We start from the raw sequence: 14812 nt of genomic DNA, 5'->3' as shown, positions 1-14812 counted from the left end.
GAAGTTCAGTGAATTTTGCATCGAAGCTTGGGGTAGGGCAGATAATGGACGCCAGATACAGAATTATTGACCAGATTGGAACAGGTGGAATGAGTATTGTTTATCTTGCGGAGGATCTGCGTTTAAAGGGGAAACGTTGGGCTGTAAAAGAAAGTGTTAGCTCAGCAACGCTGCATTCGGACATTGAAGCGGAAGCGGAGATGCTAATGGGGCTGGATCACCCGCGGCTTCCACGTATTGTTGATTACTATCTTTCGGATAAAGAAGGGTATTCTTATTTAGTCATGGATTATATTGAAGGGATAACTTTAAGTCAGCTGATGAGGGATAATCCCGGACCTTTGCCTTGTGAATTCATCCTACAAATTGCTAAACAGCTTTTAGAAGTCCTGCAATATTTGCATGGTCATCATCCGCCCATTGTTTATCGTGATTTAAAGCCCTCCAATCTTATGTTAACTAAGCAAAAAGAATTAATGTTAATCGACTTCGGAATCGCTCGAAATTTTAGAAAAGGCATCGCTGAAGATACGGTGAAGCTTGGTACGGTAGGATTCGCGGCTCCTGAGCAGTATGGGAATGGGCAGAGTCAACCGGTTTCTGACTTATATGGTCTTGGTGCGTTGCTTTTATATATGGCTACCGGAGGATTATGCAGCCACTGGGAGTCAGGAATGGAAAATAAGTTGCGTGACCAAGTTCCCGCAGCTTTTATTCCGATAATTAGACGTTTATTACGGCCACATCCGGAGGAAAGATATCAGGAGGCAACAGCTGTTATTCAAGCACTGGTTCATGTGGAGGCTGATATGGATGAAGGTAATCATTCAGCAGTGTCTGTACCCCTAGCAGTTGACAAACGGAAAGCTAAAGTGATTGCCTTACTTGGAGTAGGGCCAGGACTTGGAACAACACATACTTCATTTGCGATTAGCAGTTATCTGGCACAGATTGGTTCAACAGCTTGGGTTGATCTATCACCGGATTCATCGGTTTATGATCGCATGCACAATTTGCTTGATGTGCAGAGCGCTTCAGTTCCTGCTGAGAGCTCTGAGTCTGTATTTTCCTGGATGAAGGTTCATTACTGGAAGCGACCTCACCATGGGGATGTAGCAGAGCTTATGAGAGGGGCTTATCAATTTGTGGTATTAGATCTGGGCACGGGTGGATTTGATGGAGCGCTGGAAGAAATCAAACATAGCGATATTCCCATTCTAATTGCTTCTGGCGCAGATTGGCGACTGGAGGAAACTTTATTATGGATTAGGAGGAAGGGGCTGCAGCCTGAACGGGATTGGAGAGTGGGTTTACCACTTGCTGAACAGCAATCTGTTGAACTGTTGCGAAATTCTTTAGGTATAGATAGGGTTTATAATTTACCGTGTCAGCAAGATCCATTTTTACAAAAAGGGAAGTTGGCAGATGTAATTGCTGAGCTGTTAGGGGACATTAAGGGCGAACGAAACGATGGAAAACGCCGTGGTTTTTTCTTAAGATAGGCTATTGGGACTAACATTTAATTCAGTGTTCCGCTAAAGTGTGATAAAATATATATTTATACGTGATTTGATTTACGCATTATTTAAGTATAGACAGGAGCTTGCGGAGAATTTATGAGTTTACTTACTGTAGAAGACGTTTCCCACAATTTTGGGGATCGGACGTTGTTCAAGAACGTGTCTTTCCGGTTGTTACCAGGAGAACATGTTGGAATTGTTGGAGCAAATGGCGTTGGTAAATCGACGCTAATGAATATTTTGACAGGAAAGCTTTTGAAGGATAATGGTAAAGTAGAATGGACCCCTCGGGTGCGTTACGGTTATTTGGACCAACATACGATTCTTACACCAGGAAAAACGATTCGCGATGTTCTAAAGGACGCTTTTCTGCCACTGCTTGAGTTAGAGCAGGAAATGCTGAAGATCACAGAGCAGATGGGTGATGCTTCGCCTGAGGAACTAGAAGTACTATTGGAGCAGATGGGGGACATTCAGGAACAACTGGACATCGGAGATTTCTATCTGATTGATGTAAAAGTGGAGGAAATGGCAAATGGTTTAGGCCTGTCCGTGATTGGGCTTGATCGGGATGTAGCTTCTCTTAGCGGTGGTCAAAGAACCAAAGTACTGCTGGCAAAGCTTTTGCTTGAGAAACCCAATGTACTATTGCTTGATGAGCCTACCAACTATTTGGATGTTGAGCATATCGATTGGCTGACCAACTATTTGAAACAGTACCCATATGCATTTATATTGATTTCCCATGACACTGAGTTCATGAATAAAGTCGTTAATGTCGTTTATCACTTGGAGTTTGGTAAATTGACCCGTTACACGGCGAACTATGAGAAATTCCTTGATATGGCGGAGATGAACAAAAACCAGCATATCGATGCCTATGAGAAACAACAAGATTTTATCAAAAAACAAGAGGACTTCATCCAACGGAATAAAGCGCGTGCTTCAACCTCAGGCCGGGCAAAAAGCCGTGAGAAGCAGCTTGATCGTATGGACCGAATTGATCGTCCTGAAGAAGCTGCTAAGCCGACCTTTAAGTTTAAAGAGAGCCGGGCAAGCGGCAAAACCGTATTCGAAGGAATTGATTTCGAGATTGGTTATGATCGTCCGCTGCTGCCACAGCTAAATATGGTCATTGAACGTGGGGAGAAGATTGCTATTGTTGGCTGCAATGGTGTAGGTAAATCTACACTGCTGAAGACTATTCTGGGAGTGATCCCAACATACAGCGGCAAAACCTATCTTGGGGATTATCTGAACCCTGCATATTTCCAACAAGAAGTGAAAGCAGCTAGTCTTACGCCTATTGAGGATGTCTGGAATGAATTCTCCAGTTTAACTCAGAACGAAGTTCGTGGGCATCTGGCTCGCTGTGGTCTAAAAAATGAACATATTACACGTCCGCTTAGTATGCTGAGCGGTGGGGAGCAAGCGAAGGTGCGTCTTTGTAAGCTTTTGATGCGTGAAAGCAACTGGGTACTATTCGATGAACCTACCAATCACCTTGACGTTATTGCTAAAGCAGAGCTGAAGCGCGCTTTGCAAGAATATAAAGGCACAGTCCTGCTTGTATCCCATGAACCTGATTTCTATGAAGATTGGGTTACGAAAATTTGGGATGTTGAGCAGTGGTCAGCTGTACAAGTATAGAATAATCATAAATCCGGAGAATAGCAGACATCCTGCTGTTCTCCGCTTTTTGGATATGGGGAGGAGATAATGTATGTTTCATTACGCCGGGCGAGAAGATCGATACTCACGACAGATACGTTTCGCGCCATTTGGTACTGAAGGACAGCAAGGGCTCGCAAAATCAAAAGTGCTTGTGGTTGGTGCGGGTGCGTTAGGTACAGGGATTGCAGAGACATTGGTCCGTTGTGGTGTTGGGCATGTCCTTATCGTTGATCGCGATTATGTAGAGTGGAGTAACCTGCAGCGGCAACAGCTGTATACCGAGATGGATGCACAGGAGCGAGCTCCGAAAGCCATAGCAGCCCAGAACAGACTGCAGCAGATTAATTCTGAGGTTGTCATAGAAGCGCATGTTATGGATGTGCGGAAGGAAGAACTGGAAGGACTCATCTCAGGGGTGGATCTGATTATGGATGGGACCGATAATTTCGATACACGTCTCATCATTAATGATATTGCCCAAAAGAATAATATCCCTTGGATTTATGGAGCTTGTGTAGGAAGCTATGGAATTACATATACGATTTTGCCTGGAGAAACGCCATGTCTTCATTGTCTTTTAGGTACAGTCCCACTAGGGGGAGATACCTGTGATACAGCGGGTATTCTTCCACAGGCCGTGCAATTGGTTACTGCAAATGCTACAGCTGAGGCGTTAAAGCTTCTCGGTCACCGTAAGGACCAATTAAGAAATAAACTGCTCACTTTCGATGTATGGCGTAATGAACATCAAGAAATTGGAGTGAAAAGTGCCAAAAAGGAGAATTGCCCTTCTTGTGGGACTCATCCGATCTACCCTTATCTAACAGCCTTGAATACGGAACGAAGTGATGTGCTTTGTGGTAGGGATACCGTACAAATCCGCCCTGCCCGGCCGCAGAGCCTTAACCTGCAGGAAACAGCCAGCCGCTTGTCTCGTTTAGGAGACGGTGAGGTAGAGAGCAATCCTTATCTAATTTCCTTTAAAGAAGGTCCTTACCGGATGGTGATCTTCGCAGATGGCCGGGCATTGATTCATGGGACGAAGGATATTGCCGCCGCCCGTAGCTTTTATCATCGATATTTCGGTTAAAAAGCAAGATAAACTGATCTTCAGACCATTTCCTAGGAATGGTCTCTTTGCTTTCCGGGGATTCTATATCTATTAATGGGATGCTGATGCATGCCTGATGGATACGGGGGATCTTTGTGAGTGAGCAACTGATATGGTATATGTCTGAGGGAAACGAAAGAGGAGAAGAAGAGCGAATCGCTATAGAAAAAGTGTTTAATGATATCGGTCTGCAAATAACAAAAAGCGAAGATCCCGAAGATCTTCGCTTATCCATTTCTGAAGTAGAACCGGTATTGCTGGTTGCTGATTTAGGCGAGGTGGGAACATGGGAAGGATGGAAAATCATTTCCGCAGTAAGAGATGAGGGAATGATTCTTCCGGTCATGGTGATTTCCGAAGAGTTATCGGGTAACGGAGCGGTTGCGGCCTTTTTAGCCGGGGGGAATGATTTTATGTCAAAACCACTACATACCGGTGAATTCAAATGTAGAATTCTAAATTTATTAACCCTCACGGGTCGGCGTCGAAATTTAAAACATCTGTTAAAGGTGGATGGTTTAATGCTCGATCCCAGCCGCAGGCTGGTCACCCGTGAAGGGATCGAGCTTAAGATGACGCATAAAGAATTCGATCTTCTATATTATCTCGCTGCGAATCGAGGGATTATATGTTCCCGCGAGGAAATACTCAAACAAGTATGGGGATATCAATTCCATGCAGATACCAATGTTGTAGATGTATACATCAGGCATATCCGCTTAAAGATTGATAAAGGGTACCGGAACAAGTTAATTCACACTGTTCGCGGAACAGGATATGTAATGAGGGTGCCCGAAGGCAGCACCACATCCTGAGACTTATTCTCTTTTATAGAAAAGACTCTACTATAGAGCTGTTGTTTACAGTACGCGGCGAGCCTTTAGATAAGTCTTTTTCCATGTACCAGAATTAAGATCAGAAACCGTAACACCTGGTTTACCGTAAGTGTGCAGAATTTTACCGTTTCCGGCGTAAACAGCTACGTGAGTTACATTTTTACCAGTTGCTCTGCTGCCGCTAGAGAAGAATACAAGATCGCCCACACGAAGGTTTGCTTTGGAAACAGAAGTTCCTACTTTTGATTGAGCTGCAGCTGTACGGGGTAATGATACATTATACTTTTTAAAGATATGTTTCATAAATGAAGAGCAATCAAAAACCTTAGTAGTAGAAGTAGATGCTCCGAATTTGTATGGAGTTCCCATATAGTTTTTCCCGAAATTGACAACGCTTTGTCCTTTGGACACCGTAGCGGCTTCGACTTTAGTTGCGCCTACGCCTGTTGCCATCATTGTTCCTAAGCCCATCGTAGTAACCATTCCTATGACAATCGCTTTTTTTATCCATTGTTGTTTATTCATGTTGTAAGTACCTCCAAAGTTAGTATATCAATCTGTCTTGCTGTGTCTTGTCTTGCTTGCCTGATTCGTAGTATAGCAGGTTATCTATGTCATAAAATTTGGTAGAGCAGCAATAAAGTGAGGCTGGGCCTGGGTTGTAAACGTTTTATTAAAAATTCATTAAAAGTTACAAAAAATTAATAACTTGATATTTTGGACAATAAAATAAGCCGTAAACCCCTTGATATATAAGGGATTTATCGGCTTTTTGATTTTAAAACAAAAGTTACAAGGATGTTTCTATATCACTATGTATTTAGTCTTTGCTCTGGATAATCAGCAATAATCCACTACGTATTCTAACTGTTCCAGTGGAGGAAATCAGTTTGTTGCTTACACCTAGAGATTGGCCTAGCTTTAAAGTGGCGTCATTCAAAGGATATTGAAATCCTTCTAATGTAATCCCTGTTACTTCAGGAGTTAATGGAAGCAAAGATACATAGGTGTAGCCCAAATCTTCAATGACTGTTTGGGATCCGGTAAGTGTCACATAGTTATTAGAATCCATGACGTAGCAATTGATTTGACGTTGCAGAGCCCTTGTCATCATTTGAATGCTGGCTAAGGAGTGGTCAATTCGAGTGCCTGTAACTCCTAATAGTAAAATAGAATCAGGTTGCTGATTCATCGCAATATCGAGCGCCATCTCACTGTCGGTTAAATCCTTGTTTACGGCATCACAAGTGATGGTTTTTTTACTTTTGGATTGAATATCCTGAAAAGCTTCAGGCGATACAGAATCAAAATCACCTACTGCAATATCTGGTATATATCCATGTGAGATTAGGAATAATGCACCCCGGTCCGCACCGATAATAAAATCTTCTTCATCTAATAGAGCGAAATAATCCGGAGATAGTTCTCCACCGGCAAAAATAACGACACGTTTGGATGGCATAACATCCATTCCTCCTCTAAAACTCTAGTTGGTTATCCTGTCCCAGTATAATGCAGATTGAAAAGTTGCACAATTGACCAAGACAACGCTAAAATGATAGTGTGCGATTTTTTATGTGCATAAATTCATATTTACTTATGTTTTAACAATTGGGAGGTGAATGAAATCGTAAACGTGCTATTTGTATGTCTGGGTAATATTTGTCGCTCACCAATGGCGGAGGCAGTTCTGCGCCATAAGATTGATGAACAAGAGCTTTCACATAAGATTCTGGTTGACAGTGCGGGAACTGGAGATTGGCATATTGGTAAGGAACCCCATGAAGGGACTAGACGTATACTTGATCAAAACATGATTAGTTATGCAAATATGGCAGCGCGTTTGGTCAGTAGCGAGGATTTTCAGAAGTTTGATTATATCGTTTGTATGGACAAGTCTAATGGAGAGAATGTTCGAAAGGTTCCTGGTGGGGAAGAGGCTAAGCTTTTGTTCTTCATGGATTTATTGCCTGAGGAAGAATTGAGAGAAGTGCCAGACCCTTATTTTACAGGGAATTTTGAGCAGGTATATGATTTAATCAATGCAGGCTGTGACGTTTTGCTTGAAATGGTGATAAGAGAAAAGCTGTAACCCGGTTGGGTTCCAGCCCTCTCTGATTAGTATTAAAGTAAATTAAGGAAATTCGCTGGATTAAACTGTAAGCGCAAACACGGCTGAAATCTACATACGTTCTTTAGATGTTCATTTTTTGCTTCTATCAATAAGGCATTATGTGTTTAAAAAATAGAGTAGAGATTCAGGGAGTTCCTTTTGCCAAAAGCCCCAGAGATGACGACCGTCTTTCTCACGGTAGGATACGGTAGCTCCACGTGCTTCAAGCAACGCTTTTGTTTCTCTGTTCATCTGAACAAAATCATAGGTCCCTGTATCAGTCTGGTAATCTGTTTCCTGCAGTCCAACGACCATATTAATGTTAAGCCAGGCGAGATCTTCTTCTTTTGCCAGCATGGCTTGTGATTCGGGATAGAATGCACCGGATAGGCTGATGATACGTGTGAAGATAGCTGGATAAGCAAGTGCGAGATGGAGGGAGACGCTGCCTCCAAGGGAATCGCCGGCTAAGATTCGTTCTTCGGGTGTACGGCGTACGGGATAATTTTTTTCAATGAAGGGAATAATCTCTTCGGAAAAGCAAGATAGGTACTGCTTGAATCGGCTGCCGAACGGAGCGTATTCTTGAGTCCGAACAGCGACGTTAACTTCTACACCGACGATAATGAAGGGCTCGACATCTTCTTCTATAATAAGTTGTCCAGCAAGTGTAGCAATGCGTCCAAAGTTGAAAAATTCTTCTCCGTCTTGGCAGTACACCACGGGGTAACTGAGAACTTCATTGTAGCCTGGGGGCAGATAGATACGTAATTTACGTTCCTCCTGCAGATGTTCACTCCAAAGCGTTTCTTTTACAATTGTGCGTTTCAGAAAAACAGAATCGCTCATCGTTGTCACGTCACCTTTCTTGTCGAATTTTGCAATACACACAGGGTTACGCTAAAATTATTAAATGTGTAACTGTGTTATTAATCATTTACTTGTTGGAAAAGTGTTAAACTGTTATATTAAATTATCTCACCTGTTATACATACAAAATTTAAAGAAATATAAATTTTATAAGTATTTCTTTGACGAAAGTAACTAAACAGGTGTATAATAATATTATAACAGAGGCAGCTGATATTCAAATTTTTTTATTGAGGTGAAGATAATGAGTAAAGTTCCTTATGAAGTGTATACAGAGGACGTCGAGGCTCTATCGGTACTTTCCCCGGATGGAGAAATTATCAATAAGGATAAGATGCCAGATTTAACTGACGATCAACTGAAAGAAATTATGTATCGTATGGTATTTACCCGTACTTGGGATGATCGTGCAGTAAACCTTGGCCGTCAAGGTCGTCTTGGTTTCTACGCACCGGTATCCGGTCAAGAAGCTACCATGATTGGTAGTGAGTTCGCTTTGGAGAAAGAAGACTTCTTATGCCCAGGCTACCGTGATATTCCGCAGCTAGTATGGCACGGACTTCCATTGTACCAAGCTTTCTTATATTCCCGTGGTCACCAACATGGTGGAGCTATTCCTGATGGTGTTAATGTATTGATGCCACAAATTATCATTGGTGCGCAAATCCTGCACGCTACTGGTATTGCTATGGGCTTCAAATTGAAAAAACAAAAGAGTGTTGCAATTACTTACACTGGTGATGGCGGTTCTTCAGAAGGTGACTTCTACGAAGGCTTGAACTTTGCTGGTCGTTTTAAACTGCCTGTAATCTTCTTTGTTCAAAACAATGGTTACGCGATTACGACTCCGTTCGCTAAACAAACGGCTTCCAAATCGATCGCTCACAAAGCGGTTGCAGCTGGTATTCCAGGGATTAAGGTTGACGGTATGGACATCTTTGCAGTAATCAGTGCTGTACGCGATGCTGCTGAACGTGCACGCAACGGCGAAGGTGCTACATTGATCGAAGCTGTAACTTACCGTTTCCGTCCACACTCCCTTTCTGACGATGCAAGTAAATATCGTTCGAAAGAAGAAGAAGGACAGTGGAGTGAAAAGGATCCAATCGCCCGTCTTGCCAAGTATTTGGAGAAGAAAGGTCTTTGGACTGAAGAAGATACACTGCGCGTGAAAGATGAAGCGAAAGCTACTGTTAACGAGCAGATCAAAAAAGCTGAACAAACCGAAAAAATGACAATACCTGGCTTGATCGACAGCATGTTCGAAGTAACACCTAAACATCTGGAAGAGCAAAAAGCCGATTTTGAATAAGGGGGATATCAGGCAATGGCACAAATGAATATGAAAGAAGCGATCCGCGACGCGATGCGCGTTGAACTGAATCGTGACCCTAACGTTCTTATCTTCGGAGAGGATGTTGGTAATGTAGGTGGCGTTTTCCGTGTAACAGAAGGTCTGCAAAAGGAATTTGGCGAAGATCGTATTTTTGATACACCACTAGCTGAGTCCGCTATCGGCGGTCTGGCATTTGGTCTTGGTGTACAAGGCTTCCGCCCAATTGCAGAAATTCAATTCGTAGGTTTTATCTTTGAAGCTCTGGATCAGATCGTTGTTCAAGCGGCACGTCTGCGCTGGCGTTCTGGCGGTAAATATAATGCTCCAGTAGTATTCCGTACTCCTTTTGGTGGCGGAGTTAAGGCTGCTGAGCTTCATACTGACTCACTCGAAGGTTTGATTGCACAAAGCCCAGGGATTAAAGTTGTAATTCCTTCAAACCCATATGATGCTAAGGGACTTTTAATCGCGTCTATCCGCGACAATGACCCTGTATTCTTCATGGAGCACTTGAACCTTTATCATGCATTCCGTGCTGAAGTGCCAGAAGGTGAATATACAGTTGAACTTGGTAAAGCGAACGTAGTACGTGAAGGTTCTGACGTTTCGATCATTACTTACGGGCTGATGGTACATACAGCTACCAAAGCAGCCGAGCAACTCGAAAAAGAAGGCGTTAATGTTGAAATTATCGACCTTCGTACTGTAAGTCCGATCGACATCGACACTATTGTAGCGTCTGTGAAGAAGACTAACCGTGCTATCGTGGTGCAAGAAGCACAAAAGAGTGCGGGTGTAGCTGCTGAAGTTATCGCACAAATCAATGAAAAAGCTCTACTGCACTTAGAAGCTCCTGTGCTTCGTATCGCAGGTCCTGACACTGTATATCCATTTGCACAAATTGAAGATACATGGCTTCCAAACCCTGCGCGTATTATTGCAGGCGTGAAGAAAGTTTTGGAATTCTAAATATTTTTACGAGAAACAGTTGTCATCCATATGGATGACAACGTTGTTTCATCTTATAAAGTTTAAATCATAAGGTTAGTCCCAATTTCACGAGGAGGTTTTCAAAGTGGCAAAGTTTGAATACCGATTTCCTGAACTAGGTGAAGGTCTGCATGAAGGTGAAATCATCAAAATGCATATCAAAGCCGGTGACAAGGTAACGGATGATGATATCGTAATGGAAGTTCAAAATGACAAGGCGGTAGTTGAGGTGCCTTGCCCAGTAAACGGTACTGTATTGGAAGTTCTGACTAAAGACGGTCAAGTATGCCGTGTCGGTGAAGTGGTGGCTATTATCGAAGCAGAAGGTGACGTGCCTGATCAAGAGGGTGCTGCTACTGAAGCTCCTGCTGCTCAAGCGCCAGCTGCACCAGCTGCTCCAGCATCTAACAAAGCATCGAATTTTGAATATCGCTTCCCTGAGCTGGGTGAAGGTCTGCATGAAGGTGAAATCATCAAAATGCATATCAAAGCCGGTGACAAGGTAACTGATGATGACATCATCATGGAAGTTCAAAATGACAAGGCGGTAGTTGAGGTTCCATGTCCAGTGAATGGTACTGTATTGGAAGTTCTGACTAAAGATGGCCAAGTTTGCCGCGTAGGCGAAGTTGTTGCTATTATCGCTGCTGAAGGCGACGTTCCTGAACAAGAAGGTCATGCATCTGCTGAAGCTGATGCAGCAAAAGGAAGTGCAAACACTACTTCTTCCCCTGCAGCAACAAGCCCTGCTGATGCTAAAGAAGGCGGATCTGCAGGTGTAACACCAGCTCCTGACCGCGATGTATTGGCTACACCAAGCGTTCGCAAATTTGCTCGTGAGCAAAAAGTGGATATTTCCAAAGTGAACGGAACTGGAAAAGGTGGCAAAATCACTCGTGAAGACGTAGAAGCCTTCTTGAAAGGTGGTTCTACACCTGCGGCTCCTGCAGCAGCAGCGGCGTCTGAAGCTCCTAAGGCTGCTAAGACCGAAGCTAAAGCAGCACCTGCAGCAGCTAGCGGTAACGTTAGTCTTGAAGAAGAACGTGTACCATTCAAGGGTATTCGTAAGGCGATCTCCAACGCAATGGTTAAATCGGCTTACACTGCTCCGCACGTAACCATCATGGATGAAGTAGATGTTACTGAACTGGTAGCATTCCGTACGCGTATGAAACCTATTGCTGAGAAAAAAGGCGTTAAGGTTACTTACCTTCCATTCATCGTTAAGGCTCTTGTTGCAGCTTCCCGTCAATTCCCAGCACTTAATGCTATGATTGATGAAGAAGCAGGCGAAATTGTCTACAAGAAATACTACAATATCGGTATCGCTACTGATACACCAAACGGTTTGATCGTTCCAGTTATCAAAGACGCTGACCGTAAGAGCATTTGGATGATCGCTAGCAGCATCACTGACTTGGCTGTTCGTGGCCGTGACGGTAAATTGTCTGCTAACGAAATGAAGGGCAGCACGATCTCCATCAGTAACATCGGTTCTGCTGGCGGTATGTTCTTTACTCCAATCATCAACTTCCCTGAAGTGGCTATCCTCGGAACTGGCCGTATCAGTGAAAAAGCAGTTGTGAAAAATGGTGAAATCGTAGTTGCTCCAGTAATGGCGTTGTCACTCAGCTTTGACCACCGTATTATCGATGGTGCGACTGCTCAAAACTTTATGAACTACATTAAATCGCTGCTCAATAATCCTGAGCTGCTGGTTATGGAGGTATAATTATGGTAGTAGGAGACGCTTCACTAGATATTGATACATTGGTCATTGGTGCAGGTCCTGGTGGGTATGTGGCGGCAATTCGTGCCGCCCAGCTCGGCCAAAAAGTCCTCATCGTGGATAAATCGGAACTCGGCGGTGTATGTTTGAACCGTGGATGTATTCCTTCTAAAGCCTTGATCGCTGCTGCACATCAATTTGAATCTGCACAGCATGGTGAAGTTTTCGGCGTTACAGCTGAGAATGTTAAAGTGGATTTTGCCAAAACTCAAGAATTCAAGAACAGCGTAGTTAAAAAAATGACTAGCGGTGTGACTAGCTTGATGAAGGGCAACAAAATTGAAGTATTTAACGGCGAGTGCATGTTTATCAGCGACACAGAAGCACGTGTGTTCAATGATCATGAATCTCCACGTTACCGCTTCAAACACTGCATCATTGCTACAGGTTCCCGTCCAATTGAACTTAAACCTTTCCCATTCGGCGGACGTATTCTGTCTTCGACTGAAGCTCTGGAACTTCCAGAAATTCCGAAGAGCATGATCGTAATCGGTGGTGGATACATCGGTGCCGAGCTTGGTCAAATGTACTCTAAATTTGGCACTAAAGTAACAATCATCGAAGGTTTGGATACTGTACTTCCAGGCTTCGATAAAGATATGACTCGTCTTGTTGCGAAAAACATGGCTAAAACTGGCATCGAAATCGTAACTAACGCTAAAGCTGAAAGTGCTGTTCAGAACGACAAAGAAGTAACCGTGAAATACTCTGTTGGTGGCGAGTCCAAAGAAGTTACAGCAGATTACTTGCTTGTTACTGTAGGTCGTCGTCCTAACACTGACGGTGAACTTGGTCTGGACCTGATCGGTCTTGAGCTCGACGAGCGCGGATTGATCAAAGTTGATCACCAAGGACGCACAAGCATTCCTACCATCTTCGCTATCGGCGACGTTGTTCCAGGTCTTGCTTTGGCTCACAAAGCTTCTTACGAAGGTAAAATCGCTGCAGAAGCAATCGCAGGACTTACATCTGTTGTTGACTACAAAGTCATCCCAGCTGTTGTATTTACAGATCCTGAGTGCTCAAGCGTTGGTTTGACTGAGAAAGAAGCAAAAGACAAAGGCTACAAAGTGAAAAGCGGCAAATTCCCATTCGCAGGAAATGGTCGCGCAGTATCTTTGAACAGCCCAGAGGGCTTCATCAAAATTGTTGCTAACTCCGAGAACAATTTGGTACTGGGAGCTCAAATCGTTGGTATCGAAGCATCCAATTTGATCGCTGAACTTGGTTTGGCAATCGAAATGGGCGCAACGCTTGAAGATATCGCCTTGACTATTCATGCGCATCCAACCCTTGGCGAAATCGTCATGGAAGCTGCTGAATTGGTTGAAGGTCACCCTATTCATGTAATGAAATAATTTTTCTCCAAAATTGCTCTAGCAGGCAACAGAAAGGCGGACGCAAATGCGTTCCGCCTTTTTTTGTGTTTTCCACTTTTTTGAAAAGAGATATACTGGAAGGAAGAGTAATTACCTAATCTGTAATTCATGAATATAGGGAGGTTCAATGATGAGAGCTGATAAATTAAAGCCTGGAGATGAGCTGCGTATTATCTCTCCTTCCAGAAGTTTGTCATTAATCGATGCTCAGCAAAGAAAAATTGCCAAAGAGCAGCTTGAACGGTTAGGTTTTCGGATATCCATTTCAACAAATTCTTTTGAGACGGATGATTTTGTTTCCTCTTCTATTGATTCGAGAATTGAGGATTTGCACGAAGCCTTTTTAGACCCCAAAGTGAAAGGAATATTAACGACCATTGGAGGCTTCAATAGTAACCAGCTGCTGCGTTATATAGATTATTCAATCATTGCGGAGAATCCAAAGCGCTTATGTGGTTATTCGGATATTACTGCACTAAGTAATGCGATTTATGCTCAAACAGGATTAGTTACATACTCCGGGCCGCATTTTTCCACATTTGCGATGCTCCACGATAATGAATATACCATCGAATATTTCCGCAGGCTGATGATGGACAATAAAGAAATTCTCGTGCAGCCTTCCAGGCATTGGAGTGATGATGAGTGGTATCTGGATCAGGAAAACAGGATATTTATTAAAAATGAAGGTCCGTTCATTATCAATGATGGGGAAGCGAAAGGAACGATTATTGGTGGCAATTTATGCACTTTAAATCTTTTGCAGGGAACAGAGTATATGCCTAGTTTAAAAAATTCTATTTTGTTCATCGAGGATGATTATGAGTCAGCACCTGCAACCTTTGATCGAGATCTGCAATCCCTAATTCATCAGCCTGAGTTTGAAGAGGTCAAAGGGTTGGTGATCGGCAGATTCCAAAAAGAATCGCGTATGTCAAAGAAGCTGCTAACTACAATTATCCGCTCAAAAGAAGAATTATCTGATATTCCTGTGATCGCAGACGTGGACTTTGGACATACATCGCCGATGATTACCTTTCCTGTGGGTGGACAAGCAAACGTTCGTGCTTATGGGGCCAGAGTGGAGCTTAGGATAGCGGAGTAGAGATACACTTGCTGAACCAATCCTTTATAATTGAATATGTAACCCGATTATTAAATATATTTAAAAATTATCTTACCTTCTACAAAATT

Annotated in this window: 13 protein-coding genes; 10 read left to right on the top strand and 3 right to left on the bottom strand. The window is 43.1% G+C overall.

Going from position 1 to position 14812, the window contains the following annotated elements:
* Positions 1-8: 8 nt before the first annotated feature.
* From MHH86_RS17220 to MHH86_RS17205, 4 genes are all read left to right on the top strand, one after another.
* The gene (locus MHH86_RS17220; RefSeq protein WP_036687699.1) at positions 9-1502 is read left to right on the top strand and encodes a serine/threonine-protein kinase; all 1494 of its coding nucleotides are present in this window, start codon (positions 9-11) and stop codon (positions 1500-1502) included.
* A 114-nt stretch (positions 1503-1616) separates the two neighbouring features.
* The gene (locus MHH86_RS17215; RefSeq protein ID WP_036687697.1) at positions 1617-3170 is read left to right on the top strand and encodes an ABC-F family ATP-binding cassette domain-containing protein; all 1554 of its coding nucleotides are present in this window, start codon (positions 1617-1619) and stop codon (positions 3168-3170) included.
* A 73-nt stretch (positions 3171-3243) separates the two neighbouring features.
* Positions 3244-4284 carry a ThiF family adenylyltransferase gene (locus tag MHH86_RS17210; protein WP_036687696.1) on the top strand — a complete coding sequence of 347 codons (1041 nt, stop codon included), beginning with the start codon at positions 3244-3246 and terminating at the stop codon, positions 4282-4284.
* 116 nt (positions 4285-4400) lie between these two features.
* Positions 4401-5120, top strand: a complete 720-nt coding sequence (locus MHH86_RS17205; protein ID WP_051491528.1) for a response regulator transcription factor — start codon at positions 4401-4403, stop codon at positions 5118-5120.
* 45 nt (positions 5121-5165) lie between these two features.
* On the opposite strand, the gene MHH86_RS17200 is transcribed toward MHH86_RS17205, so the two are convergent.
* Both MHH86_RS17200 and MHH86_RS17195 read right to left on the bottom strand, forming a co-directional pair.
* On the bottom strand, positions 5166-5666 hold the full coding sequence (locus tag MHH86_RS17200; RefSeq protein ID WP_036687694.1) for a C40 family peptidase: 501 nt from the start codon (positions 5664-5666) through the stop codon (positions 5166-5168).
* 295 nt (positions 5667-5961) lie between these two features.
* Positions 5962-6603 carry a thiamine diphosphokinase gene (locus MHH86_RS17195; RefSeq protein WP_036687693.1) on the bottom strand — a complete coding sequence of 214 codons (642 nt, stop codon included), beginning with the start codon at positions 6601-6603 and terminating at the stop codon, positions 5962-5964.
* Between the two features lie 165 nt (positions 6604-6768).
* Between MHH86_RS17195 and MHH86_RS17190 the strand changes: the two genes are divergently transcribed.
* A complete protein-coding gene (locus tag MHH86_RS17190) occupies positions 6769-7233 on the top strand; it encodes a low molecular weight protein-tyrosine-phosphatase (RefSeq protein ID WP_036687823.1) in 465 nt (154 codons plus the stop codon).
* A gap of 138 nt (positions 7234-7371) precedes the next feature.
* Here MHH86_RS17190 and MHH86_RS17185 read toward each other — a convergent pair whose 3' ends face one another.
* Positions 7372-8103 (bottom strand): alpha/beta hydrolase-fold protein, encoded by a 732-nt coding sequence (locus MHH86_RS17185; RefSeq protein ID WP_036687691.1) that lies wholly within the window; start codon positions 8101-8103, stop codon positions 7372-7374.
* Between the two features lie 265 nt (positions 8104-8368).
* Here MHH86_RS17185 and pdhA point away from each other — a divergent pair, with 265 nt between their 5' ends.
* From pdhA to MHH86_RS17160, 5 genes are all read left to right on the top strand, one after another.
* Positions 8369-9436, top strand: a complete 1068-nt coding sequence (pdhA, locus tag MHH86_RS17180) for a pyruvate dehydrogenase (acetyl-transferring) E1 component subunit alpha (protein WP_036687689.1) — start codon at positions 8369-8371, stop codon at positions 9434-9436.
* A gap of 15 nt (positions 9437-9451) precedes the next feature.
* Positions 9452-10429: an alpha-ketoacid dehydrogenase subunit beta gene (locus tag MHH86_RS17175; RefSeq protein WP_038571553.1), complete on the top strand. Its 978-nt coding sequence runs from the start codon at positions 9452-9454 to the stop codon at positions 10427-10429.
* Between the two features lie 106 nt (positions 10430-10535).
* Positions 10536-12182 carry a 2-oxo acid dehydrogenase subunit E2 gene (locus MHH86_RS17170; RefSeq protein ID WP_038571549.1) on the top strand — a complete coding sequence of 549 codons (1647 nt, stop codon included), beginning with the start codon at positions 10536-10538 and terminating at the stop codon, positions 12180-12182.
* A gap of 2 nt (positions 12183-12184) precedes the next feature.
* On the top strand, positions 12185-13597 hold the full coding sequence (gene lpdA, locus MHH86_RS17165) for a dihydrolipoyl dehydrogenase (protein ID WP_036687684.1): 1413 nt from the start codon (positions 12185-12187) through the stop codon (positions 13595-13597).
* A gap of 151 nt (positions 13598-13748) precedes the next feature.
* Positions 13749-14723, top strand: a complete 975-nt coding sequence (locus MHH86_RS17160; protein ID WP_036687682.1) for a S66 peptidase family protein — start codon at positions 13749-13751, stop codon at positions 14721-14723.
* Positions 14724-14812: the final 89 nt, after the last annotated feature.

It is taken from the genome of Paenibacillus sp. FSL F4-0097 (genome assembly GCF_038593125.1).
GTDB lineage: Bacteria > Bacillota > Bacilli > Paenibacillales > Paenibacillaceae > Paenibacillus_AQ > Paenibacillus_AQ odorifer.
The sequence above is the reverse complement of the archived record's forward strand: the minus strand, read 5'-3'. Positions and strand labels throughout refer to the sequence as shown.